At 67.5% G+C, this 21,988-nt stretch carries 16 protein-coding genes and 1 pseudogene; 13 read left to right on the forward strand and 4 right to left on the reverse strand.

The window, feature by feature from the left end; all coding sequences use genetic code 11:
* The first annotated feature begins 3 nt into the window (after positions 1-3).
* The 10 genes and pseudogenes from DEJ22_RS02430 (at position 4) to DEJ22_RS02470 (ending at position 12,377) form a co-directional block, all read left to right on the forward strand.
* Positions 4-1,470 carry a sugar transferase gene (locus DEJ22_RS02430; protein ID WP_258379590.1) on the forward strand — a complete coding sequence of 489 codons (1,467 nt, stop codon included), beginning with the start codon at positions 4-6 and terminating at the stop codon, positions 1,468-1,470.
* Positions 1,425-2,576: a glycosyltransferase gene (locus DEJ22_RS02435; RefSeq protein WP_284174773.1), complete on the forward strand. Its 1,152-nt coding sequence runs from the start codon at positions 1,425-1,427 to the stop codon at positions 2,574-2,576. The genes DEJ22_RS02430 and DEJ22_RS02435 overlap by 46 nt, the downstream gene beginning before the upstream one ends.
* Positions 2,577-2,626: 50 nt before the next feature.
* Entirely contained in the window at positions 2,627-3,640 is a 1,014-nt protein-coding gene (locus tag DEJ22_RS15815) for a glycosyltransferase family 4 protein (RefSeq protein ID WP_146241723.1), read from the forward strand.
* The gene (locus DEJ22_RS02440; protein WP_111226739.1) at positions 3,640-4,758 is read left to right on the forward strand and encodes a glycosyltransferase; all 1,119 of its coding nucleotides are present in this window, start codon (positions 3,640-3,642) and stop codon (positions 4,756-4,758) included. Before DEJ22_RS15815 ends, DEJ22_RS02440 begins: the two co-directional genes overlap by 1 nt.
* Positions 4,755-5,924, forward strand: a complete 1,170-nt coding sequence (locus DEJ22_RS02445) for a glycosyltransferase (protein ID WP_111226738.1) — start codon at positions 4,755-4,757, stop codon at positions 5,922-5,924. Before DEJ22_RS02440 ends, DEJ22_RS02445 begins: the two co-directional genes overlap by 4 nt.
* 365 nt (positions 5,925-6,289) lie before the next feature.
* Positions 6,290-7,156, forward strand: coding sequence for a hypothetical protein (locus DEJ22_RS02450; protein ID WP_284174774.1), 867 nt, complete (start codon positions 6,290-6,292; stop codon positions 7,154-7,156).
* A gap of 521 nt (positions 7,157-7,677) precedes the next feature.
* Complete coding sequence (locus tag DEJ22_RS02455; RefSeq protein WP_111226736.1) at positions 7,678-9,015, forward strand: O-antigen ligase family protein; 1,338 nt, start codon at positions 7,678-7,680, stop codon at positions 9,013-9,015.
* Between the two features lie 93 nt (positions 9,016-9,108).
* Positions 9,109-9,531 (forward strand): annotated as a pseudogene (locus DEJ22_RS02460) (NAD-dependent epimerase/dehydratase family protein); the annotation flags it as partial.
* Between the two features lie 36 nt (positions 9,532-9,567).
* The gene (locus tag DEJ22_RS02465; RefSeq protein WP_146241721.1) at positions 9,568-11,388 is read left to right on the forward strand and encodes a DUF4012 domain-containing protein; all 1,821 of its coding nucleotides are present in this window, start codon (positions 9,568-9,570) and stop codon (positions 11,386-11,388) included.
* Positions 11,389-11,819: 431 nt separating this feature from the next.
* Positions 11,820-12,377 carry a sortase gene (locus DEJ22_RS02470; RefSeq protein ID WP_111226734.1) on the forward strand — a complete coding sequence of 186 codons (558 nt, stop codon included), beginning with the start codon at positions 11,820-11,822 and terminating at the stop codon, positions 12,375-12,377.
* Between the two features lie 79 nt (positions 12,378-12,456).
* Here DEJ22_RS02470 and DEJ22_RS02475 read toward each other — a convergent pair whose 3' ends face one another.
* Complete coding sequence (locus DEJ22_RS02475; protein WP_258379588.1) at positions 12,457-12,585, reverse strand: hypothetical protein; 129 nt, start codon at positions 12,583-12,585, stop codon at positions 12,457-12,459.
* A gap of 67 nt (positions 12,586-12,652) precedes the next feature.
* Entirely contained in the window at positions 12,653-13,528 is an 876-nt protein-coding gene (locus DEJ22_RS02480) for a VanZ family protein (protein WP_111226733.1), read from the reverse strand.
* A 273-nt stretch (positions 13,529-13,801) separates the two neighbouring features.
* Between DEJ22_RS02480 and DEJ22_RS02485 the strand changes: the two genes are divergently transcribed.
* The 3 genes from DEJ22_RS02485 (at position 13,802) to DEJ22_RS02495 (ending at position 20,359) form a co-directional block, all read left to right on the forward strand.
* Positions 13,802-14,128: a hypothetical protein gene (locus DEJ22_RS02485; protein ID WP_111226732.1), complete on the forward strand. Its 327-nt coding sequence runs from the start codon at positions 13,802-13,804 to the stop codon at positions 14,126-14,128.
* 89 nt (positions 14,129-14,217) lie between these two features.
* On the forward strand, positions 14,218-14,547 hold the full coding sequence (locus tag DEJ22_RS02490; RefSeq protein WP_146241720.1) for a hypothetical protein: 330 nt from the start codon (positions 14,218-14,220) through the stop codon (positions 14,545-14,547).
* 268 nt (positions 14,548-14,815) lie between these two features.
* Positions 14,816-20,359, forward strand: a complete 5,544-nt coding sequence (locus DEJ22_RS02495; RefSeq protein WP_146241719.1) for a beta strand repeat-containing protein — start codon at positions 14,816-14,818, stop codon at positions 20,357-20,359.
* Between the two features lie 124 nt (positions 20,360-20,483).
* Here the strand turns inward: DEJ22_RS02495 and DEJ22_RS02500 are convergent, their stop codons facing one another.
* Together DEJ22_RS02500 and DEJ22_RS02505 are read right to left on the reverse strand one after the other, a co-directional pair.
* Complete coding sequence (locus DEJ22_RS02500; RefSeq protein ID WP_111226729.1) at positions 20,484-21,215, reverse strand: SOS response-associated peptidase; 732 nt, start codon at positions 21,213-21,215, stop codon at positions 20,484-20,486.
* A 48-nt stretch (positions 21,216-21,263) separates the two neighbouring features.
* Positions 21,264-21,932 carry a hypothetical protein gene (locus DEJ22_RS02505; RefSeq protein ID WP_111226728.1) on the reverse strand — a complete coding sequence of 223 codons (669 nt, stop codon included), beginning with the start codon at positions 21,930-21,932 and terminating at the stop codon, positions 21,264-21,266.
* Between the last annotated feature and the right edge of the window lie 56 nt (positions 21,933-21,988).

Here is a 21,988-nt window from a genome sequence, read left to right on the forward strand (position 1 = left end):
CTGGTGACCGTGCAGGGCGAGCGCGCCGCGACCACTCCGGCGAGCACGCTGGAGTGGAGCCGCCGGTACTCGCGCCGTGTGCTGCTCACCGACCTGCTCGCGTTGATCTGGGTCGTCTTCGGCGTGCAGATCGCCTGGCTCGGTTTCAGTTCCGACCTGGCGACCAACACCGCCGACCTGCGGTTGAGCTACTTCGCGATCTCCGTGGTCGTCATCGCCGTGTGGATGATCGGTCTGGCCGTGTACGACACCCGGGGCCCGCGCGTCATCGGTGTCGGCAGCACGGAGTACCGGCTGGTCGCGGACTCCAGCGTCCGCGTCTTCGGGCTCATCGCCATCGCGGCCTACCTGCTCCGGGTCGACCTGGCCCGCGGGTACGTCCTCATCGCGTTCCCGGTCGGGATCCTCGTCCTGCTGCTGTCCCGCTGGATGTGGCGCCAGTGGCTCGTCGCGGAGCGCAGGCACGGCGGGTACTCCGCACGGGTGCTGCTCGTGGGTTCGACCGCGAGCGTGCTGCACATCGGCCGCGAGCTGGCACGGTCGCCGGAAGCCGGGTACCGGGTGGTCGGCGCGGCGGTGTCGGGCGGTACGAGGGGCGTGCTGCCCGGCTCGACCATCGAGAGCTACGGCGGCATCGACGACGTCGCGGACGCCCTGCGCACCACGGGGGCCGACACGGTCGTCATCACCAGCTCGGACGACCTGCCGCCCGAGCGCGTTCGACAGCTGAGCTGGTCGCTCGAACCGGGTCGGCAGCACCTGGTCGTCGCGCCGAGCCTGACCGACATCGGTGGCCCGCGCATCCACACCAGACCGGTTCAGGGCCTGCCACTCATCCACGTTGAGACGCCGACCTACTCCGGTCGGAAGCTCTACACGAAGCGCGCCTTCGACCTGGTCGGATCGGCGCTGCTGATCGTCGTGCTGTCGCCGCTGCTGATCCTGCTCGCGATCCTGGTGAAGGCCGGCTCGACCGGGCCGGTCTTCTTCCGCCAGGAACGTGTGGGCCTGAACGGCTCGACCTTCCACATGATCAAGTTCCGCTCCATGGTCGTCGATGCTGAGGCCCGTCTGCAGGAGCTCAGCACACTCGACCGGGCCGAGGGCAACACCGTCCTGTTCAAGATGAAGGACGACCCCCGCGTCACCCGCATCGGCGCGTTCATGCGGCGGTACAGCCTGGACGAGGTGCCGCAGCTGTTCAACGTGCTGCTCGGCACCATGTCCCTCGTTGGGCCGCGTCCGCCGCTCGCGCGCGAGGTCGAGCGGTACGACCAGCATGTGCACCGTCGGTTCCTGGTGAAGCCGGGAATGACCGGACTATGGCAGGTGAGTGGGCGCTCCAATTTGTCGTGGGAGGACTCAGTTCGCTTGGATCTGTTCTATGTCGAAAATTGGTCCCTTGTGGCGGATCTCGTCATCTTGTGGAAGACGCTACGAGCTGTCGTAGGTGGTGGAGGAGCATATTGAACAGGTCGGTTATCACCCTCGCTCATGATTACATAACGCAACGCGGTGGAGCGGAGCGTGTTGTGCTCGCACTCCATCGGGCAATGCCGGAATCACCCATCGTCACAGCCCTGTTCAACATAAACGGGACATTCCCTGATTTCGCCGGCGCGGATGTGCGGAGCTCCTTCCTCAACCGGCTACCAATCTTTCGGAAGAACCCTCAGGCCGCCCTTGTCGCATTGCCGTTCGCATGGATGCTTCGGCGCGAAGTCCGCTCAGAAGGAGTGTTGATCAGTTCCTCGGGGTGGGCCCATGGGATCCGAGTGGCGCGAGGGACCAAGAAGGTCGTTTACTGTCACAATCCCCCGCGATGGCTGTATCAGACCGAGGACTATCTGTTGGGCAGAAAGCTGCCGATCCGCTGGGTACTCGCAACGGTCGCACCGCTTCTTCGCCTATGGGATCAGCATGCTGCCCGAGGCGTCGATACCTACCTCGCCAATTCAACATCGGTGCAGAAACGTATCGAAGAGGCTTACGGCCGACACGCTGATGTAGTGTTCCCGCCGGTGATGATCGATGCGGAGGGACCTCAGGAGATCCCCGCACCCGACTTGCCGACAAACTATTTCCTAGCCGTCGGTAGGAGGCGCGGTTATAAGGGTATCGAGAAGATTGCCCAGGCCTTTGCGGGAATGCCGGAACAAAACCTTGTCATTGTCGGCGAGATGCCAGCTGCGCTGCCGGGGAACGTTCGAGTAGTCCGAGACGTTTCCGATGCTGGACTCAGGTGGTTGTACGCCCATGCACAGGCACTCGTGAGCATCGCCCGTGAAGACTTCGGATTGAGCCCTTTGGAAGCGAACGCTTTCGGTACGCCAGCTCTGCTGGTCAGGAGCGGGGGGTTCGTAGATTCCCTCGACGAGGGCGTCTCCGGTTTGTTCTTCGCAAGCATCGATGCTCCAACGATGATTGCCAGTATCAGAAACTTCCCCAAACAGTGGGACAGGGGCGCTATCAAAGCGCATGCTGGAAAGTTCAACGAAACGGCCTTCGTGGAGAAGCTTTTGTCATATTTTCCATCGTCCCCAGGGGCTTCGCTGGACCGGGACCGCGCAAGTTGAGGATCGTTGTCGTCTGTCGATCGACGGTGGCGCACCGCCGGTCCGGCGGCATGGAGCAGCTCACACATGATCTTTCCGTGTGGTGGAGTAAGGCTGGACATGAGGTTGTATGCCTGACAACACCCGGCGGATCCTTGCCTGCGCCCTATCGAGTGATAGAAACATGTGGCCCGTCCGCCCGGTACTCGCGACGATGGCGGCGATCGTTGGTCGGGGCTATAGGGGCGCTAGAGCCAGATATCATCCTCAGCGTCAGCGGGGCAGCGCACGGACGTCTCGTAAGACAATCGGTTACGCCCGTGGTACTGCAGGCTCACGGAACCTCCTTTGATGAGTTCCGGACTAAGCTGCGTTCTCGCAGGCCGTTCAGCTGGTTGAAGGCGTCGAAGAACCTCTTGGGACTTATGAGTGACGCTCAAAATTATCGCCGGTACGCGCACTCGATTGCTGTGAGTGAACGTGTGGCTCGTTCGATGAATAACATGCCGACGGCCCTTCGGGTTCAAAGTGTTGAAGTAATCGAGAACGGTGTAGCAGGGGGTTTGGCCCAACAACGCCCGGCTCGCTCTCCTGGTCAGTCCCTGCGAGTCGGCTACGTTGGTCGGCTCCACCACGAGAAGGGGCTCGATCGACTGCTCCTGGCAGCGGAGGGTCAAAACTGGAAGTTGCAGGTTTTGGGGAATGGTCCGGAGGAGGCGAACCTCCGGCGCCTGGCGGGGCCTAACGTGCATTTCGTCGGGAAGGTCCCGCATGATGAGGTACTTTCCCGATTGGCCCAGTTGGATGTTCTTGTAGTGCCGTCAAGGCGGATTGAGGGATTGCCATTAGTCGTCCTCGAAGCACTAAGTCTTGGTGTGCGGTGTGCGGTGTCCGAGTCGGTTGCACAGTCATTTGGGGCCGACCTTCCGGAGGGGGTGGTCAGTTTTTCGGGTGGTAGCGATGCGCTCCGCAGTGCAGTTCATGACGTAGCACCTCAAAGCGCCCACCTGCCGGCGCGATTCACGATTGAACATACGGCTCGCAGGTATCTAGATTCGATGGCGGCAGTTGTGGAGGTGCGCTGATGAGCGATCTTTCTGTCGGCGTATTCCGTCATACGCACGGTCGACTTTCCGAGCAGTTCATCGAGGGACAGGCGCTTGCCTTCCAGCGGTACCGCCCTGTTCTGTTGTCTCGCGACGACGTACAATCGGAGCGGTCGCAGATTCGGACTTTCAGATCGTCGTACCCTATCGTGTCTCTGGCGTACCGTGCAGGCTTGCGCGGCGCGGTCGGAGGTTTCCTCGCGGACGCACAGGTGGACGTTTTGCACGCTCACTTTGGTGTCGAAGGTGCTTTCGTGCGTAAAGCAGCTCATGCACGGCGGCTGCCGCTAGTAGTTACTCTCCACGGCTACGACGTGCTTCTCAGCGATAGCGCACTACGCAGGTCCGGCAAACCGGCCTTGCTGGCCTACTCCATTTGGCGTCGGGAACTCTTCGCCGACGGTGATGTGCAATTCATCGCGGTATCGAAGTTTCTTGCGTCGCGTGCTGCAGAGCACGGGCTCGATCCCGCGCGAGTGCAGGTAATTCCCACGGGCATCGACACTTCGGTGCTGAAACCGACTGCCTTACCTGAGGAGCCCAGAATTGTCCACGTTGCGCGTCTCGTGGACTTCAAGGGCACGGAGGACCTGTTGTCTGCATTCGACCTCGTGCGGAAGCGATTGCCGAGCGTGACACTGGACATTGTTGGTGACGGGCCACTCCGAGGCCACCTTGAGGCGCACTCCCGAGCTCTCGGTCTTCAGCACGTCGTGACATTTCATGGCGCGCTTCCGCATGCCCAAACGATCGGCTTCATTGAGAGGGCACGCGTGCTTTGTTTACCTTCCCGCAGCGTGGAAGACGGAGGTACCGAGGGACTCGGGCAGGTCTCGCTTGAGGCGATGGCTCTTGGTCGCTTAGTGGTCGCCTCCGAGACCGGCGGCATACCAGAGGTAATTTCGAATGGAAAAGACGGTCTTCTGGTTCCAGAACGATCGGCCGGTGCCCTTGCGGAAGCGCTGGTGCATGCGCTCGATGGAGACGGCATCGGCGAGCTTGCAGAGCGGGGACGGCGGAAAGTGGAAGAGCAATTCGACGTTCGTCGACAAGCGGCCCTTGTGGAAAACGTGTACGACAAGGCGCGAGGAGCATGAGCAAGACCTCGCGCGTGACGGTGATCTCCACGGCGGACTGGGATCATCCAATTCAAACTAACAAGCAGCACGTGGCGCGGACTCTTGCAGCGATGGGCTGGCAGGTTCTTTACATAGAATCATTGGCCTTGCGGCCGATCACTGCTCGTGTGGACGGCGACCGATCCCGCGTGCTGAAGCGTCTTATCGGCGCCCTCAAGGGTCTACGACGAGTACAGCCGAATATCCTAGTGGCGTCTCCCTTGGTTCTACCAGACTGGCGACGCCGTTGGGTCCGTCGGGTGAATAAGGTTGCGCTTGCTATTCAGGCATGGGCCTGGAGACTTCGAGTCGGCCGATCCGAGCTTGTGCTGGTGTACTCACCGCCAGGCGTGCTACTTCTCGGCGCGCTGGGTGCACTCGATTCTCATGGCCGAACCAAGGTAATCTACCATTGCGTTGACGACATCGCTGCGCAGCCCGACATGCCGGCAGATCTGATCGATGGCTGGGAGCGGCGGCTGGTCGAGATCGCAAGAGGAGTCGCCACCACTGCTCCAGAACTCACCAGGCGCGTGCGGGCGCTGGGGGCGCTGAACGTTCTTGAGCAGACGAACGTTGTCGATTTTCCACGGTTCGAGACGGCTAGGGCGGCCGTCGCGGCTCGACCGCGAGGTCGCACTGTCGGTTTCCTGGGGGCGATCAGTCTCTATAAATTTAATCTATCATGGGTCATCGAGGCGGCATTAGCTCTGCCCGATGCCACTTTCGAGTTGTACGGTCCGGTCGGCGAAGGAGAATCCGGAGTTTCCAGCTCGTCATTCGCTTTGCCCGTCAATGTTCATTTGCGGGGGTCGGTGGCACTCGAGGAGGTGCCTTCGGTCATGGCCAATTTTGATGTCGCGATGATCCCGGCTCCTCTCAATCGCTACACAGAGTCCATGTTCCCCATGAAATTCTTCGAGTACCTGGCCGCCGGGGTGCCCGTCGTCGCGTCAGATCTTCCGGCGCTCCGGCAATTTTCAGAGGTGCTCATGGTGGCTCGAACTGTTGACGATTTTGTTTCTGCAATCAAACGAACTCTCGAAGGAGAAGGTGCCTCGTTCGGTGATCGGGTCCGCGTCGCAGCACGATTCACTTACGAGGGTCGGACTCGAGAAATGCTAGAGACGATCGAACGGTGGTGAGGTCGTCGCGATGGCGTTCTGCGGGGGGACGATTCCTCGGGTTCGGTGTGGTTCCGGCGCTTTCGCTTGCATCCTCGGTCGTTCTCCTTCCGTTGGTCGCTCACCGCTTTGGTCCACTCGGCTGGTCCTCGATCTCTGTGGGAACGGCGATCGGCGCCTATGCAGGTGTCGTCATTGGGCTCAGTTGGCCGATCACCGGACCTCATCGAGTGGCGCGCGCAAACGCTGGAGATCGCAGAGCCATTTACTGGCAGAGCCTTCGAAGCCGCGCGCTAGTGTTTGTCTGCGCGCTGCTCCCGGTGGTGGTCTTGGCGGGCCTATTGACGGCGAGCGGTCCGTATATGCTGACCACGGTTCTCGTTGCCGTGGGGATCTCGCTGAATGGGTTCACGGCGGCCTGGTATTTCGCGGGGACTGGGTCCCCGTGGCTGCTCGTGCGCAACGAGGCGTTGATTCGGTGCGGAAACTACCTCCTCATCATCCTGGCTCTTTCCCTTGGGGCCCCATTCTGGTTTTACGGGGCTGCAATCGTCGCGTCCGGAGTCCTCATGCTGGTGGCGAATTGGTTTACCATCATGGGCGGTCGCTCCCTTAGGCCTGCATCAGGCTCGGTGTCCAGGGAACCCGTGCGCGAGCAGATATCCGGCGCCGCGGCGCGTTTTGCAAACTCCGCTTTTACCACCCTCACGCCCGTGCTCTTCGCGTTGGCTCACCCGACCGCATTGTCCGCCTTCACCGCTCTTGACCAGCTACAAAAGGCTGCAAATAACGGTCTTGGCGCGTTCCCGCAGGCTCTGGTGGGCTTCGTGTCGCGCCTGAACGGTGCGCCGCTCCTCCATCGACTTCGTCTTGTCATCGTGACGGGTTGTTGCTCTGCCATTATTGGCTGTCTCGTCTTTGCGCTTATTGGACCTGAGCTCATTCGTGGGCTGTACCGCGGCAAGGTCGATCCTGATTTCTCTGCCAGTGTCCTAGTGGGCGTTACGATCGCTATGCTTTTTCTTGGGCAGCTTTTGCAGCAAGTGGTACTTGTGCCGGCTGGCATGGTAGCGACATCGTATGCCGTGATGGCTTCAGTGAGTCTTTCTGGTATTCCTGTATTCATGGGTGTGTCCAGGACCTTCGGTGTCACTGGCGGCGTGGCTGTTATTGCGTCGGTCGCTACGCTGATCGCGCTGTGCTACTTGGTCTTGGCCGCACGTGGAATGCGCAGGATGAGCGCTGGTGGATAATCGGTTTTCCTGCGCCTCGCACACGCTTGGACGTCGCAGGGAGCGGCCTCGGATACGATCCTCGCAAAACGTGTTCTCACGAGCGCCTCTGTTTATGCCCAGCTACTCCTGACCCTGGTTCGGTTGTCGGCGGAAGGCGGAGGTCGAGCGCTTCCGCGGAGCAAGCGCCGGACTGGAGGGGATGGCAGTTCTTGCGCGCCAGATCGTGGCGTTCGTGTTCGGGACTGCAGGGGGTGAAGTGGCCGCGGGTCGGTGGGGTGTGCCCGTCGACCGAAATCACTAGTCTTGCTCTGCTTCACCCAACGGGGCGAGCGGACATTCCTGAGTGGCGGACGAGTGGCAAACCTACTGGTCGTGCCGGAAGCTGTCGCTCGCGGACTCCGCGTTGCCGGACGGCTTACTTCCGACTGCACAGGCTGGTGCGAGCGCCTCAGCGCCGGGTCCGGCGACCGACTGTCAGCGGGGCCGCGTTGCTGAGATGAGGAAGCGTCCGCTAACCTCACGACGTTGAAGGGGGCACGGTGGATCATTTCGCGCTCGTCGCCGCAGCGCTCCTTGCGCTCACTCTTGCCGGCTTCACGCTGACGCTCCGTCGGCACAGCCGGCTGTACATCCTCGCGTTCCTCGCGATCCCTCAGTTCTACGTGCCAGGGATCCCGGTCCCACTGGCGCAGGCGTACGCCGTGTTTCTCCTCGCCGCGTCTTTCTTCGACCGGGACCTGCGCATCGGGAACCGCGGCATCACGATCCCCGTCGGCGTCCTGGCCGCTCTCACCGCGGTCGCGTTGATCGTGCCGCCGCACCCCAGCAGCGCGACGAACATCCTCGTCTACTACGCCACCTGGGCGTGCATGCTCCGCTACGTCTGGGCCGAGCGGCAGAACCCGCGCCACCTCAGCATCGCGATGGCATGGACCCTCCCGTGGATTTTCTTTGAAGCCATCCTCACGGTGGTCTTCCGCGCGCTGCCTGCGCTCGAAAACACCTTCTTGCGCTCTCAAGCCGCGGAACTTCTCATCGGCCCAGCTGCGCCCGCACTCTTCGCCGGCGAACGCAACAACGTCCTTGACCCGGCGAAGGCCGGCGGCCTATTTGTCAACGGCAATGTCGCATCCATGTTCCTCGGCGTTGCCTGTTTCTTCATAGCGATCCTCGCCCGACGCACCCACAGCCGCGCGCTCGGGTTGCTCGCGATCGCCACCCTCGGTGCGGTCGTCGCGACCGGCTCCAAAACCGGTATCGTCCTCGCGATCCTCATGCCCCTCATCGCCTGGGCATTGATCCACGTCGCGCGCGCCCGCGGCCGATCGTTCATCCTCCCCGCCCTGCTTGTCGTCGCCGCGGCCTCCATCGCCGCACCAACGGTCGTCACCGCCCTGTTCCCGTCGTTCACCGCCCGCGGGGACGTCGCCCTCGGGACACGTGGTGGCCTGTGGGACCTGGCCGGGCGGCTGTTCCTCGAGCATCCGTTTCTCGGCGTTGGGTGGGAAGGGTTCCAGGAGTACGCCCTGCGTTATACGGGCAGCTCCTTCCCGCCGCACAACCTCATCATCGCGGGATGGTCGAACACCGGCATACTCGGCGCAGCCGCGGTCGTCGCCGTCATCCTCGTTTGCGTCATTGGAGGATTGCGCTCCACCTTCGCCACCGAGGATCTGCAGGAACGGCGCGTGATCGTCTACGCGCTTTGCGGCGTCGTCTGGGTGTTCGTACACGGCATGGCCGACAACACGACCATTTACGGGGAACCGAAGACGATGTTCCTCCTGACCGTGCTTCTCGGGCTCACGCTCCTGCCGAAGCCCACCGCGACCCAGCCCACGCTGCAACTTCGCCTCGCGAGCCAGCTCACGCAATGACCACGTTCAAGAAGTATCGGTTACCAGGGCTCCCCCGCAGCTCGACGTTCTACGCGCGATCAGCATCCTGCTCGCCCTGACCATCCACTCGCATTCTCGCCGACGGGCTCGCACGTCCTGCCGGCGCGCATCCGTCGGTACGACGAGGCGGTGAAGAACGGCGTCGACCGTGTCGAGAACTGGGGAACGGGGACGCCTCGGCGTGAGTTCCTGCACGTCGACGACATGGCTGCTGCTGTGTTCCACCTCATCGAGCACTACGACGGTCCCGGCCAGGTCAACGTCGGGACCGGTTCCGACGTGACCATCCATGAGATCGCGGAGACCATCGCGAAGGTCGTCGGATTCGAGGGGGAGACCGTGTGGGACACGTCGAAGCCGGACGGAACCCCGCAGAAGCTGCTCGATGTGTCGAAGCTCGCCGAGGCGGGGTGGAGCGCACAGATCGGGCTCGAGGACGGGTTGCGCAGCACGATCGACTGGTTCCACGAGCACAGCGACTCGATCCGCCAGTGATCGAGGTCGGACATGAGGAACCCCTAGGATTGCCGCATGTCCGACCAGCCCGAGTCGCGACGCGCTGCTGTACGCCGGGGGAACAGGGCCCGGACCGTGCTGTGGATCGTCCTCGCCGTCGTCCTTCTGCTGATCCTCGCCGTCGCGTGGGTGGGGGTCCGCGGCGCTCTGGCCAAGGGCCACCTCGAGCGAGCGGTTTCCGACGTCAGTACCCTTCGCTCGCAGTTGGGCAGCGGGGACACGTCCGGCGCGCAGCCGACGGCGGCGAAGCTCGAGGACGAGGCGTCGGCAGCCCGGTCGCTGACGGGCGACCCGGTCTGGGCGACGTCCGAGCACGTCCCGTTCTTCGGGACGAACCTGCGTGCCGTGCGGCAGGTCGCCGCGATCGTGGACGACGTCGCGACCGGGGCGGTCGCGCCGGTCTCCGGCGTCGTCGGTGAACTCGGTTCGGACTCCTTCGCGCCGAAGGACGGCAAGGTCGATCTCGGTCCGCTCGTCAAGGCGCAGGGGCCGGTGCAGCAGGCGGCGACGACGATCGACAAGGCGTCGAAGGACGCCGACGCGATCGACGTCAGCGGCACGCTCTCGCCGGTGACCTCGGCGGTCAACCAGCTGCGGAACGCGCTGCAGTCGGTCGAGGGACAGGTCGACGTGGCGAACCGTGTCGTCCAGCTCGCCCCGGCGATGCTCGGAGCGGACGGCGACCGCCGCTACCTGCTGCTGTTCCAGAACAACGCCGAGCTCCGCGCCGGCGGTGGGATCCCCGGTGCCGTGGCGCTGCTGAACGTGCAGGACGGTGGGATCTCCCTGCAGGAGCAACGGTCAGGTGGTTCGTTCGGCCCGTACCCGGAGTCGGTCCTGCCACTCGACGACGGCACCAAGGGCCTCTACGGCGACATCACCGGCCGGTACATGCAGGACGTCACGCTCACGCCGCGCTTCGACGTGTCCGCCGAACTGGCCCGCGAGATGTGGAAGCGCGAGACGGGTACCGAAGTCGACGGCGTCCTCGCGATGGACCCGGTGACCCTGGGCTACCTGTTGCAGGCGACCGGGCCGGTGTCACTGCCGACCGGTGACACGCTCACGTCGGACAACGCGGTGCGGCTGCTGCTGAGCGACGTCTACGCCCGGTACCCGGACCCCGCCGTGCAGGACGCCTTCTTCGCGTCGGCCGCGAGCTCGGTCTTCGAGAAGGTCTCGAGCGGTGGCTTCGACGCGAAGCGGTTCGTCGCCGCGTTGACGACGGCAGCGGGGGAGGACCGCCTGCGGCTCTGGAGCGCGGACGAGGGCGAAGAGCGTCTCATCGCGGGCACCGCGCTCGCCGGCGAGCTACCGACCGTGTCGCCGGACACCCGCCAGTTCGGCGTCTACCTGAACGACGGCACCGGTTCGAAGATGGACTACTACCTCGAGAAGACGGTCTCGGTCGGGTCCTCCGTGTGCCGGAAGGACGGCCGCCCAACCTCGGCCGTCGAGGTGACGATCACGAACACCGCGCCGGCGGACGCCGCGACGAGCCTGCCCGAGTACGTCACCGGCGGAGGCGCGTTCGGCACGGAGCCGGGCAAGATCAAGACGCTCATCGCGGTGTACGCGCCGACGGACGCGGTCTTCCTCGGCGCGTCGAAGGACGGTCAGGGGGTGGGCGTCCAGACACTGACCGACGACGGCCACCCGGTCGCGCAGCTGCAGACGCTCCTGGCTCCGGGGGAGAGCGTGACCTTCCGCGTCGCCTGGCTGGGCGAGGCGAAGTACGCCAAGGCGAGTACCGATGCCATTTCGACCCCGGGGGTCGAGCAGACGAAGGCCCTGCCACTGCGGTTCGACTGCGCGAACCCGACCCCCGCAGGCTGAGCGCGAACCATAGACCTGTGACCATCGCGACCTCGCGATCGTCCAGCGTGTTGCTCCGAGAGACGCACTTCCCCGCGTCCCCAGATCGGGGGTCACGTGGCGCTCCTGAGTGCCCCCGAATCGCTGCACACTGCACGCACAGCGGCGCAGAGGTGCGCCTCAAGTGAGCAGGAATGTGCCCCTGACCAGGGAATAGCGCGCGGTGCGGGGAGCGCTGCCGTGCGTTCACAGATGCAATGCGATGCCCCGAGCGCTGTCCTCGTTGCGTTACATCTATCGAAACTTTCGGATCTGGTGGCAACAACCTGGGGATTCCCGCTAGATTGAGGGAACTTCGCCATCGCAACTGTGTGCAGCACGCGCCTTGCGAGCGGTGTACGGGCTCTGGGTGTCAGGGTCTGACGGATCAGATCACTAGGGGAAACACTTCTATGAAGAAGCTCATCGCCGCTGCCCTGCTCGCGGGCGCAGCTTTCGTCGCCGTCCCGACCGCAGCCAACGCTGCCGGTTACACGCCGGACTCTGACGTCTCGGTCTCGGGCAACTACGTCGCCGGTGGCACCGCTGTCGTGGCCTTCACGCCGGGTGCCTTCCAGAACGGCGAGGCCGTCCGCGTCCAGGTCACCGGTGCCGGTGCGGTCACGCTCGGCGCCCTGCCGACCACGACCGTCTCGAAGGACTACACCGCGAACGCCGACGGCTCGCTGAGCGTGCGCGTCACGTTCCCGGCCGGTGGCTCGGGTACCTACAACCTGACCGCGACCGGTGCGACCTCGGGTGTCACCGGCTTCGCCAACTTCACCATCGCCCCGGCTGACACGGCGGGCACCGTCGGCTCGACCGGCAACTCCGGCACCCCCGGTCAGCTCGCCTTCACGGGTGGCACCATCTCGACGCTCGGCCTTTGGGCTGCCGGCGGCGCCATCGTCCTCGGTGGTGGCCTCCTGGTCGTCCGCAAGTCGGTCCGTCGTCAGCACGACGCCGCCTGAGCTCAGCTCGACTGAACGAGGCCCCCGGCACTTCGGTGCCGGGGGCCTCGTCGCGTCGTGAGCGGGGAAGCGGTACGGGTCAGGTGACGATCAGCGCGATCGCGACGACGGCGACCACCGCGACGGGCGCGACGATCCACAGCCACCAGGGGAACATCGACGGTGGTCGGTAGGGGCGGGGTTGCTTCCGATCCGGGTTCGGGTCCATGTGCTGACCGTAGGTCCCGTTCCGGCGGAACGGCATGAACGTCTGCAGATCTTCACGTGGGACCGGCTCACTGTCCGTCAGCCGCACTCGCCCGCACCCGACCGAGCACCACGATGCCCACCAGCACGCCGAGCACTGCACCGGACGTGTTCGCGAGCACGTCGTCGACCGACGCGAACCGCGCCGGCAGGAACAGTGCCTGCACCGTCTCGATGCACACGCTGACGACGAAGCCACCGAGCATCCCGACCCACCAGCGCCGTGCGCCCAGGAGCAGCACGGCCAGGAACCCGAACGGCGTGAAGAACACCACGTTCGCCGTGAACTCGACCGCGTCGTACCCGAGCCACGTCGGTGCCCCGAGTCGGTGACCGGCCGCGATGGCCCGCGTGAGCCACGGCCGGATGCCGCCGTCGACGGGAGACCCCGCGGTGGCCACGAGGACCACCACGACGCCGTAGCAGGCCGCGATTGTCCACGCGACGCGCTTGCTGCGCACCGAGGCGTGTGCCGCCCGCTCGCGGGCGTGCACGGCCGCGTCGACGAGGGCGCCGATCGCGACGCCGACGAGCCCGGCGACGAGGACGGACCGGAAGCGGTCGACCCGTGCATCGGCGTGCGCCGCCGCGAGGGCGGCGAACACCAGGACGACCACGCCGCTCACGACAGCGCGTCGCAGCACCCGGTCCGGCCTGGAGGCGCGGCTCGCCCCCGCCAGCAGCAGCGGCAGCGGGGCGGTCACCGCGGACACCGCCATCGCCAGCGCGAACCGCTCGTCCACGGCGAGCGTGCCGTGGCCGAGCGCGCGCAGCGCGCCGGCCACCCCGGCGGCGACCGTCCGCAGTGTCTGCGAGGCGCCGGGCACGAGCAGGAGGGCGACCCCGAGCACGACGGCCACGCACAGCACGATCCGCACGAGGGTCGTCCGGCGCGCAGCGGTCACGGGAACCGACCGTACTGTGCCGCGCCTCCCGGTCGACGGCGGCGGCCCGACGGCCGCGCGATCCGACCGGCAGGCAGTTCATCCACGAAACGAGTACCCCGATCGGGGTGATGTACCCCGTTGTTGTGTCCCCCACGCCCGGAAATCCGGGGCTGTACCCCGATTGGGATGCACGGAAACCGTGAATGGGCGGGCATCGCTGGCGGTTCCGGGGGACGTTCTCGTACGGTTGTCCCAACGCACGATGTACCCCGGATCGCGAAGGAGAGCGACATGAGCACCACGGTCACCACCGACACCCGCGAGGTCACCCTCGACACCGACACGGTCGACGTCATCGCGATCCTCGAGGCCGAGGCTGAGCACTCGGGCCGCGCCGCCCGCGCCAAGACCACCTGGACGCAGGAGGACGACGGCGAGTGGGTCGCCAACTACGGCGGCTACTTCGGCGGCAGCGTCGACAAGCGCGACGGCCGCTACGTGGCCTCGGACACCTTCGGTCTCGTCGTCGGCGACTTCGCCACGCTCGAGGAGGCCCAGGCCAAGCTCGCGGACCAGCTCCACGTGATGCTGCCGTCCGTCATCCGCCCGGTCGCGTAGTGCCCGACGACCATCCCGAGCCGCTCGCGGCCAGCACGACCAGCCCCACCAGCACCGTCCAGTACCGAAGCAGCACGAGGAGCACGACCATGAGCACCAGCGTCACCAGCAGCCACCCGGCCGAGGTGACCGTGGACACGGCGACCATCGAGGTCATCACCGGCATCGCTGCCGGCGTCGTGTCCCCCGACGCACCGGCCCGGGCGCACGTCGTCTGGTCGGAGGCCGACACGGGGCTCTGGGCCGCGAACTACGGCGGCTACTACGGCGGTGTGATCGACCAGCAGGGCGCACACTTCTTCGTGTCCGACACGTTCGGTCAGTACGCCGGCGACTTCCGTTCGCTGCACGAGGCGCAGGACCGCCTCGCCGAGCGCCTGCACGACCTGCTGCCGGACGTGCGCCGCACGCTCGACTGACACCGGGACCATCCTGACGGGAGGCCCGGATCACCTCCGCCACACGGCGGACGTGATCCGGGCCTCCCGTTCGTCGTCCCGGTGCCCGTGCCCGCCGAGCGCGGGTCGCTGTACCCCCAGAACGAGGAGGTCCCCCCTACTGGGGACCCCCGGTGAACCCCGGCGCACTCAGGTTCCTGCCAGGATCAGATCGACGCCAGCGACCGTCCTTCTGCACGGACCGTCACGACAGCTCGGCGTCAGCATCGTCTCGACCCGAAAGTGACTCATGCTGCCTGTGCACCAGGGCACCCGTGTGCCCGGTGACGACCCTGCAGGTCGTCCTCCCCTGTCCGCCCGCCGGCCCGGCCGGCGCCTCGTCGCCATGCTCGGCACGGCGCTGCTCGTCGGCGCCGGTGTCTCCGCGACAACCGCGGTCGTCGCCGCCGAGCCGGCCGCGGCCGTCACCGCGCTGAGCAACGGGCGCCTGGTCTGCGACCAGAACACGCTCTACGCCGTCAACGCCGCGGGCAAGGTCGTCGCCGTCGACATCACGCAGGGCTCGACCGCCGGCCAGAACGTGCCGGTCACCGACCTGGGCGCCGAGGGCAACAACGGCCTGGGCATCTCGCGCGAGGGCGTCTCGATGTTCGCCGCGTCGAACGGCGGCAGCGCGACGATCAAGCAGTACGACCCGAAGACCGGACAGGTGCTCGCCACCATCCCCACCGACGGCGTCCACTCGGTGATCCGCGGCGCGGTCAACCCGGTCACCGGCGTCTACTACTACGGTGACGCCACCAAGATCTGGGCCTACGACCCGGCGGCGGGCAAGACCCTCGGCCAGGTCGGCACCCTGACCGGCATGACGACCACGAACTCGGCCGGTGGCTCGAGCGTCAACGGTGACTTCGCCTTCAGCTCGCGCGGCCTCATGTTCGTCGTCGCCGCGCACAAGGTGTACCGCGTCGACACCACCGAGCTGCCGACCACGCCGATGCCCGCGGGCGGCCGCAACCTCAGCACAACCGAGATCGGTGAGCTGCCGAGCGGCACGAACAGCCCCGGCATCGCGTTCTCGTCCGACGGGTACCTCTACGTCTCGTCGACGGCGAGCAGCAACAACACCAGCACGACGACCGTCTACCAGCTCGACCCGACCTCCGGCGCCGAGATCCGCCGCTTCGCCGTCTCGGGCAACTTCGGCGCCACCGACCTCGCGACCTGCAACTACGCGGACACGCTGACCGGTCAGGCCTCCGTCGACGACCGGTGGAAGGACACCGACCAGTTCACCCTCGCCATCGCCGGCGACGGCATCAAGGCCACGACGCCCGGCGCTTCCGGCACGACCACCGGCACCGCCACCGGTGTGCAGCCGAAGACCGCCGGCGCGCTCCTGACGACGCCGGACAAGGACTACACGGTCACGCAGCAGCCCGCCGGCACCACCGACCCGACGAACTACGACACGACGTGGCAGGCCGTCGACCTGTCGACGAAGCGCACGGTCGCCAGCGGCACCGGCGGCACCGCATCGTTCCGCTTCCCGCAGGCGACGACCGCCGACGGCACCGACGTCGTCGTCACGTTCACGAACACGCTCAAGCTCGCGCACATCACGACGAGGCCGGACTCGTACCGCACGCCGGTCGGCACGCAGCTGGTCGTCCCCGCCACCGGAGTGCTCGGCAACGACTCCGGCACCGGCCTGACCGTGCAGTCCGCCAGCGCCCCGGGACACGGCACCGTGACCTCGTCCGCCGACGGAGGATTCACCTACACGCCGACGAAGGGCTTCTCCGGCACGGACCAGTTCACGTACACCGCCGCCGACGGGTCCGGTCGGACCTCGACGAGCACCGTCACGGTGACCGTCTCGCCGACCGGCGCCGACGACGCGTTCTCGGTGCGGGCCGGCGGGACCGCGACGGCGGACGCGGCCACGGGCCTCCTGGCCAACGACAGCGGCAGCGACCTGACCATCACCGGCCACACCGACCCGGCGCACGGCACGCTCGTGCTCGGGAAGGACGGCTCGTACCGCTACACCCCGGCCCAGGGCTTCTCCGGGACCGACTCCTCCACCTACACCGCGACGGACGGCAACGGCACCACCACGACGGCGACCGTCACCGTGACCGTCCTGCCCGCGGCCCGTGCCGACAGCATCACCGTCACCGCCGGCGGCCCGACGACGGGCGCGGCACCGGGCCTGCTCGGCAACGACCAGGGGACCGACCTGACCGTCACCGGCTCGACCCAGCCCGCGCACGGCACGGTCAGTGTCGGGAAGGACGGCTCGTACACCTACACGCCCGCTGACGGCTGGTCGGGCGAGGACTCCTTCGACTACACGGTCACCGACGGCAACGGGAAGACCGACACCGTCACGGTGTCCGTGCTCGTGCGCCCGGCTGCAACCGACGACACGATCACCCTGCCCGCGGGTGGCACCGCCACGGCGACGACCCGCGCGGACGGCGTCCTCGGCAACGACCGCGGCACCGACCTGACGATCCGCTCGAACACGCAGCCGGCCCACGGTTCGCTCACGCTGCACGCAGACGGCACCTACACGTACGTGCCCGCGACCGGGTTCTCCGGAACCGACACCGTCACGTACCGGGCAACCGACAGCGCAGGCACGGTCGTCAGCGGCACCGTCACGCTGGTGGTCGTGCCCGTCGCGGCCGACGACCGCGCGGCGACCACCGCGAACGAGCCCGTCACGATCGACGTGGTGGGGAACGACACCGGCACCGACCTCACGCCGAAGGTCGCCACGGCTCCGGCCCACGGCACCGCGGTCGTGGACGACGACGGCGCCGTGGAGTACACGCCGGCCCGCGACTGGTCCGGCACCGACACCTTCTCGTACACGGTGACCGACGGCTCCGGCCGGACGTCGCAGCCCGCGACCGTCGCGGTCGCGGTCGCGCCGACCGCCCGTCCGGACACCACCTCGACGACGGCCGGCACCCCGGTCACCGTCGCGGCGACGGCCATGACGAGCAACGACTCCGGCACCGGGCTCACCGTCACCGGGGTGCGCACCGCCTCGAACGGCACGGTCGCGCTCGACGCGGACGGCAACGCCGTCTTCACCCCGGCCGACGGCTTCTCGGGCACCGGGTCGTTCTGGTACGACGTCCGTGACACCTCGGGCGGCGCCGACTCCACCTGGGTCGTCGTCGTGGTCGGACCGCAGGCGACCGCGGACACCGCGACCGTCCCGGCGTCCACCACGCTGACCGTCGGTGCGGCGAAGGGCGTGCTGGCGAACGACCAGGGCACCGGACTGACCGCGACGATCGACGAGCAGCCGCTGCACGGCACGGTCGACCTCGCCGCCGACGGCTCGTACACGTACACGCCGACCGCCGACTGGTCCGGCTCGGACCGCTTCACCTACACGGCGACGGACTCGTCGGGCGCCACGACCACGGGCCTGGTGACGATCACCGTCACGCCCCGCACCGAGGACGACCGCATCCGCACGACGGCGAACGGTTCCGTCACCGTCACCTCGGGTGAGCTGACCGGCAACGACCACGGCAGCGGCCTGACCGTGACCGCGGTCGGACAGTCCAGCGCCGGCACCGTCGTCCTGAACGCCGACGGCACGATCACCTACACCCCGGCGCCGGGCACCTCGGGCACGGCGACCTTCACGTACGAGGTCGCCGGCGCGAACGGCAACCGGGCCACCGGCACCGTCACCGTGACGATCACGCCCGTGGTCGTCGCGACCGACGCGGACGCCACCGCCGACGGCACCCTCGTGGTGCCCGCCGACGAGGGCGTGCTCGAGGACGCGACCGGCACCGACCTGACCGTCACCGACAACACCACGCCCGGCCACGGCACGGTCGTGGTCGGCGGGGACGGCTCGTACACGTACACGCCCGACGCCGGGTACTCCGGCCGGGACGGCTTCGACGTGACGATCACCGACGGCTCCGGGAACACCACGACCGGCACCGTGACGATCACCGTCGCGCCGAAGGCCGTCGACGACACCGCGACCACCACGACGGGGACCCCGGTCGACGTCGCCGTGACCGCGAACGACAAGGGCACCGCGCTCCGGGTGACCGGGGTCGGCGCTGCCGCGAACGGCACCGTCCGGATCTCCGACACGGCAGACGCCGACGGCCCGGGCGCCCGTGCCACCGGTGTGACCTACACGCCCGCCGACGGCTTCTCGGGCACCGACGCCGTCACCTACACGGTGACCGACGGCGCCGGGTCGACCGCGACCGCGACCGTGCGCGTCACCGTCGCACCCACCGCGACCGACGACGTGCTGCAGACCCCGTCCGGCACCGCACTCGCGCTCGGCGGGACCGTGCTCACCGGGAACGACCACGGCACCGGGCTGACGGTCACGGGCCACACCGCCCCGCGCCACGGCGCGGTGACCACCGCGGCCGACGGCTCCCTCCTGTACACGCCGACCGCAGGGTGGTCCGGCACGGACACCTTCACCTACACGGTGACCGACGCCACCGGGCAGACCGCGACCGCCACGGTCACGGTGCTGGTCGGCAACGTCGCGACGGCCGACCACGGCACCACCACCACGAACGAGACGCTGCGGGTGCCCGCCGCCACGGGCGTCCTGAGCGACGACTCCGGCGCGGGCCTCTGGGCGAAGATCGACCGGCAGCCGGAGCACGGCACCGTCGAGCTCCGCGAGGACGGCTCGTACGTGTACACGCCGGCGGAGGGCTTCTCGGGCACCGACACCTTCACGTACACCGCGGTGGACGCGGAGGGCTCGACCTCGACCGGCCTCGTGACGATCACCGTCACCCCGGTGGCGACCGACGACAGCATCCGCACCACCGCCGGCACCCCGGTGACGGCGGTCGACCCGGGTGTGCTCGGCAACGACCACGGCTCGGCCCTGCGGGTCGTGTCCGCGGGGACGGCCCGGCACGGCACGGTCCGGATCGCCGGCGCGGGGACCTTCGTCTACACGCCGGACGAGGGCTTCTCGGGTGTGGACACGGTCACGTACCGCGACCACGACGCCGAGGGCCAGGCAGCGGACGCCACCGTCTGGATCACCGTCGGGATCGACGCCGTCGACGACAGCGCGCGGACCGTCGCGGGCACCCCGGTCGCCCGCGACGCCCGGCACGGCCTGCTCCGCAACGACCAGGGCACCGGCCTGACCGCGGCCCTCGCCCGGAAGCCCGCGCACGGCACCGTCTCGGTGCAGCGCGACGGCTCGTACCTGTACGAGGCGGCGGAGGGCTTCACCGGCACCGACCGGTTCACCTACACGGTGACCGACGCATCCGGTCAGCGGGCGACGGCCACCGCCGTCATGACGGTCGTCGCAGCGGCCAGCGCCACGGACGACTCGGTGACCGGGGCCGTGGACCAGGCGGTCACCATCCGGCCGACCGACAACGACCACGCCAGCGGCGGCGCGCACTTCGTGCCCGCCACGCTGCACCTGGTCGACCCCGCCACCGGCGCACCGACCGACCGCGTGGTCGTCGACGGCATGGGGACCTGGCAGGTCGAGCGCGGACAGGTCGTGTTCACGCCCGAGCACGGCTGGGCCGCCCGCACCTCGATCGACTACACCGTCGAGGACAGTGCGGAGCAGCTCGTCCGGGCGACGATGGAGGTGTACTACCCGACCGGGATCGCAGCAGCGACGCACATCGCGAAGCTCGCCTTCACCGGTACGACCGGACTGGTCGGACTCGGCCTGGCCGCCGTTGCGATGGTCCTCGCCGGGGCGTTCCTGGCGATCCGCCGCCGCGGAGACGGCGCGGGCGAGACGGGAGTGCGCCGCCGCAGCGGGTCCTGATCGCAGTACCCCACGAAGCGGACGGGAGGCCCGGACCACGTCAGCCGACAGGCGCACGTGATCCGGGCCTCCCGTCCGTCGTCCGTGCTCGCGACCCGTGGTCGGGTCGCGGCGACCGTGTGGCTCAGGCCACCCGTTCGATGAGCTGCGGGCCGTCGTTGCGCACGCTGTTCACCGCGCGGGAGACCTCGTACTGCTCGAGCCCGGCTGCGACCGCGAGCGACTCGTGGTCGAGCAGCGCGAGCAGGTCGTCGGAACCGAGGTCCCCGTCGAGCCAGTCGCCGTACCCGTCCGGGGTGAGGAACGCGGGCATCCGGTCGTGGACCTCGCCGGGGGCGACGTGCGCGTCGCGGGTGATGATCGCGAGCGACAGCCGCCACTTCTCCGGGTCGTCCTCGGGCTTCGTCGGGTCCGGCCAGGCGCTCACGATGCCCGCCATGGCCAGCGCGCCACCGGGTTCGTGGACGAAGTGGGGTTCCTTGCCGTCCTCGCGGACGACCCACTCGTAGTAGCCGAGGGCGGGCACGATGCAGCGGTTCGTCGCGAACGCCCGCTTGAACATGCCGCTCGTCGCGACCGTCTCGATGCGGGCGTTGATCGGCTTCGGTTGCTGCTTCCGGAAGTCCTTCGCCCAGCTCGGGACGAAGCCCCAGCTGATCTGGGGGAGCTCGCGCTGCCCGTGCCGCTGCCGGACGGCGTACACGGCGTCGGTCGGCGCGACGTTCCAGCTCGGGGTGAGGCCGGCGTGCACCTCGCCCGTCTCCTGGTCGACGTGCTCGGTGCGCGCGGCGAGCTCACCCACGAGCTCGGGCAGCAGACCGGCCGTGGTGTCGGAGACGACGAACCTTCCACACATGCGCCCAGTGTGCCCGGCGCTGCCGACAGTGGTGCGAGGTCGGGGCGGTCACTCGTCGGGCAGGCGGACCTTCGACCCGTGCGGGTGCCGACGCCAGAGCGGACGGTGCTTCAGCGTCGGTGGCTCCGTCTCGAGTGCCGCGAGGCGCGCACGCTCGGCGTAGCCCAGGCGCAGCACCATCTCCGGGAGCATGAGGAGGTACACGAAGGGCCAGAGGACGACGAAGACCTCGACCTGGCCGGAGACGAGCACCGCGAACCCGCCGCAGGCCGTTCCCACGAAGAGCGGTCCGAGGCGAGAGAGTCGTCGCACCAGGCCACGCTGCAGCAGCGGTACGTCGTTCAGGACGTCGTCGCGGTCCTCGGATGCGATCGGCCGTGCGCGCCGCTCGAGGTAGGGCTGCACCGACCACCGCACGGACATCGTCGCGTCGGGTCGGACCTGCTTGCCGTCGATGCCTTGTCCGGACCTCGGATCGCGAGCGGTCGGGAAGCACGAGTACGCGATCGCGAGGACACCGAGCGTGGCGAAGGTGATCGCGGCGATCGATCGGAGGACGCCGGGTCCGGCCCACCCGTGGGCGAGATCCGTCGCGACGAACAACACGAGTGCGATCGCGGCGATCCCGGCGGCGATCCAGAGGGCACGGCGCACACGCTTGCTGTCGACGACCTCCCAGAGGCTCCCGCGCAACACCTGCCATCCGAGCCGGTACACGTGTTCCTTCTACCCGGCGATGCTGCCGGGCGGGTTAGCGTGGCCCGGGGTGCGCT

Source organism: Curtobacterium sp. MCSS17_007, from assembly GCF_003234175.2.
GTDB lineage: Bacteria > Actinomycetota > Actinomycetes > Actinomycetales > Microbacteriaceae > Curtobacterium.

Coding starts and splice junctions, on each gene's coding strand:
- DEJ22_RS15815 (WP_146241723.1), top strand. CDS start 2,627: ATGGAGCAGCTCACACATGATCTTTCCGTGTGGTGGAGTAAGGCTGGA.
- DEJ22_RS02470 (WP_111226734.1), top strand. CDS start 11,820: ATGAAGAAGCTCATCGCCGCTGCCCTGCTCGCGGGCGCAGCTTTCGTC.
- DEJ22_RS02485 (WP_111226732.1), top strand. CDS start 13,802: ATGAGCACCACGGTCACCACCGACACCCGCGAGGTCACCCTCGACACC.
- DEJ22_RS02500 (WP_111226729.1), bottom strand. CDS start 21,215: ATGTGTGGAAGGTTCGTCGTCTCCGACACCACGGCCGGTCTGCTGCCC.
- DEJ22_RS02495 (WP_146241719.1), top strand. CDS start 14,816: ATGCTGCCTGTGCACCAGGGCACCCGTGTGCCCGGTGACGACCCTGCA.
- DEJ22_RS02475 (WP_258379588.1), bottom strand. CDS start 12,585: ATGGACCCGAACCCGGATCGGAAGCAACCCCGCCCCTACCGACCACCG.
- DEJ22_RS02440 (WP_111226739.1), top strand. CDS start 3,640: ATGAGCGATCTTTCTGTCGGCGTATTCCGTCATACGCACGGTCGACTT.
- DEJ22_RS02465 (WP_146241721.1), top strand. CDS start 9,568: ATGTCCGACCAGCCCGAGTCGCGACGCGCTGCTGTACGCCGGGGGAAC.
- DEJ22_RS02445 (WP_111226738.1), top strand. CDS start 4,755: ATGAGCAAGACCTCGCGCGTGACGGTGATCTCCACGGCGGACTGGGAT.
- DEJ22_RS02490 (WP_146241720.1), top strand. CDS start 14,218: ATGAGCACCAGCGTCACCAGCAGCCACCCGGCCGAGGTGACCGTGGAC.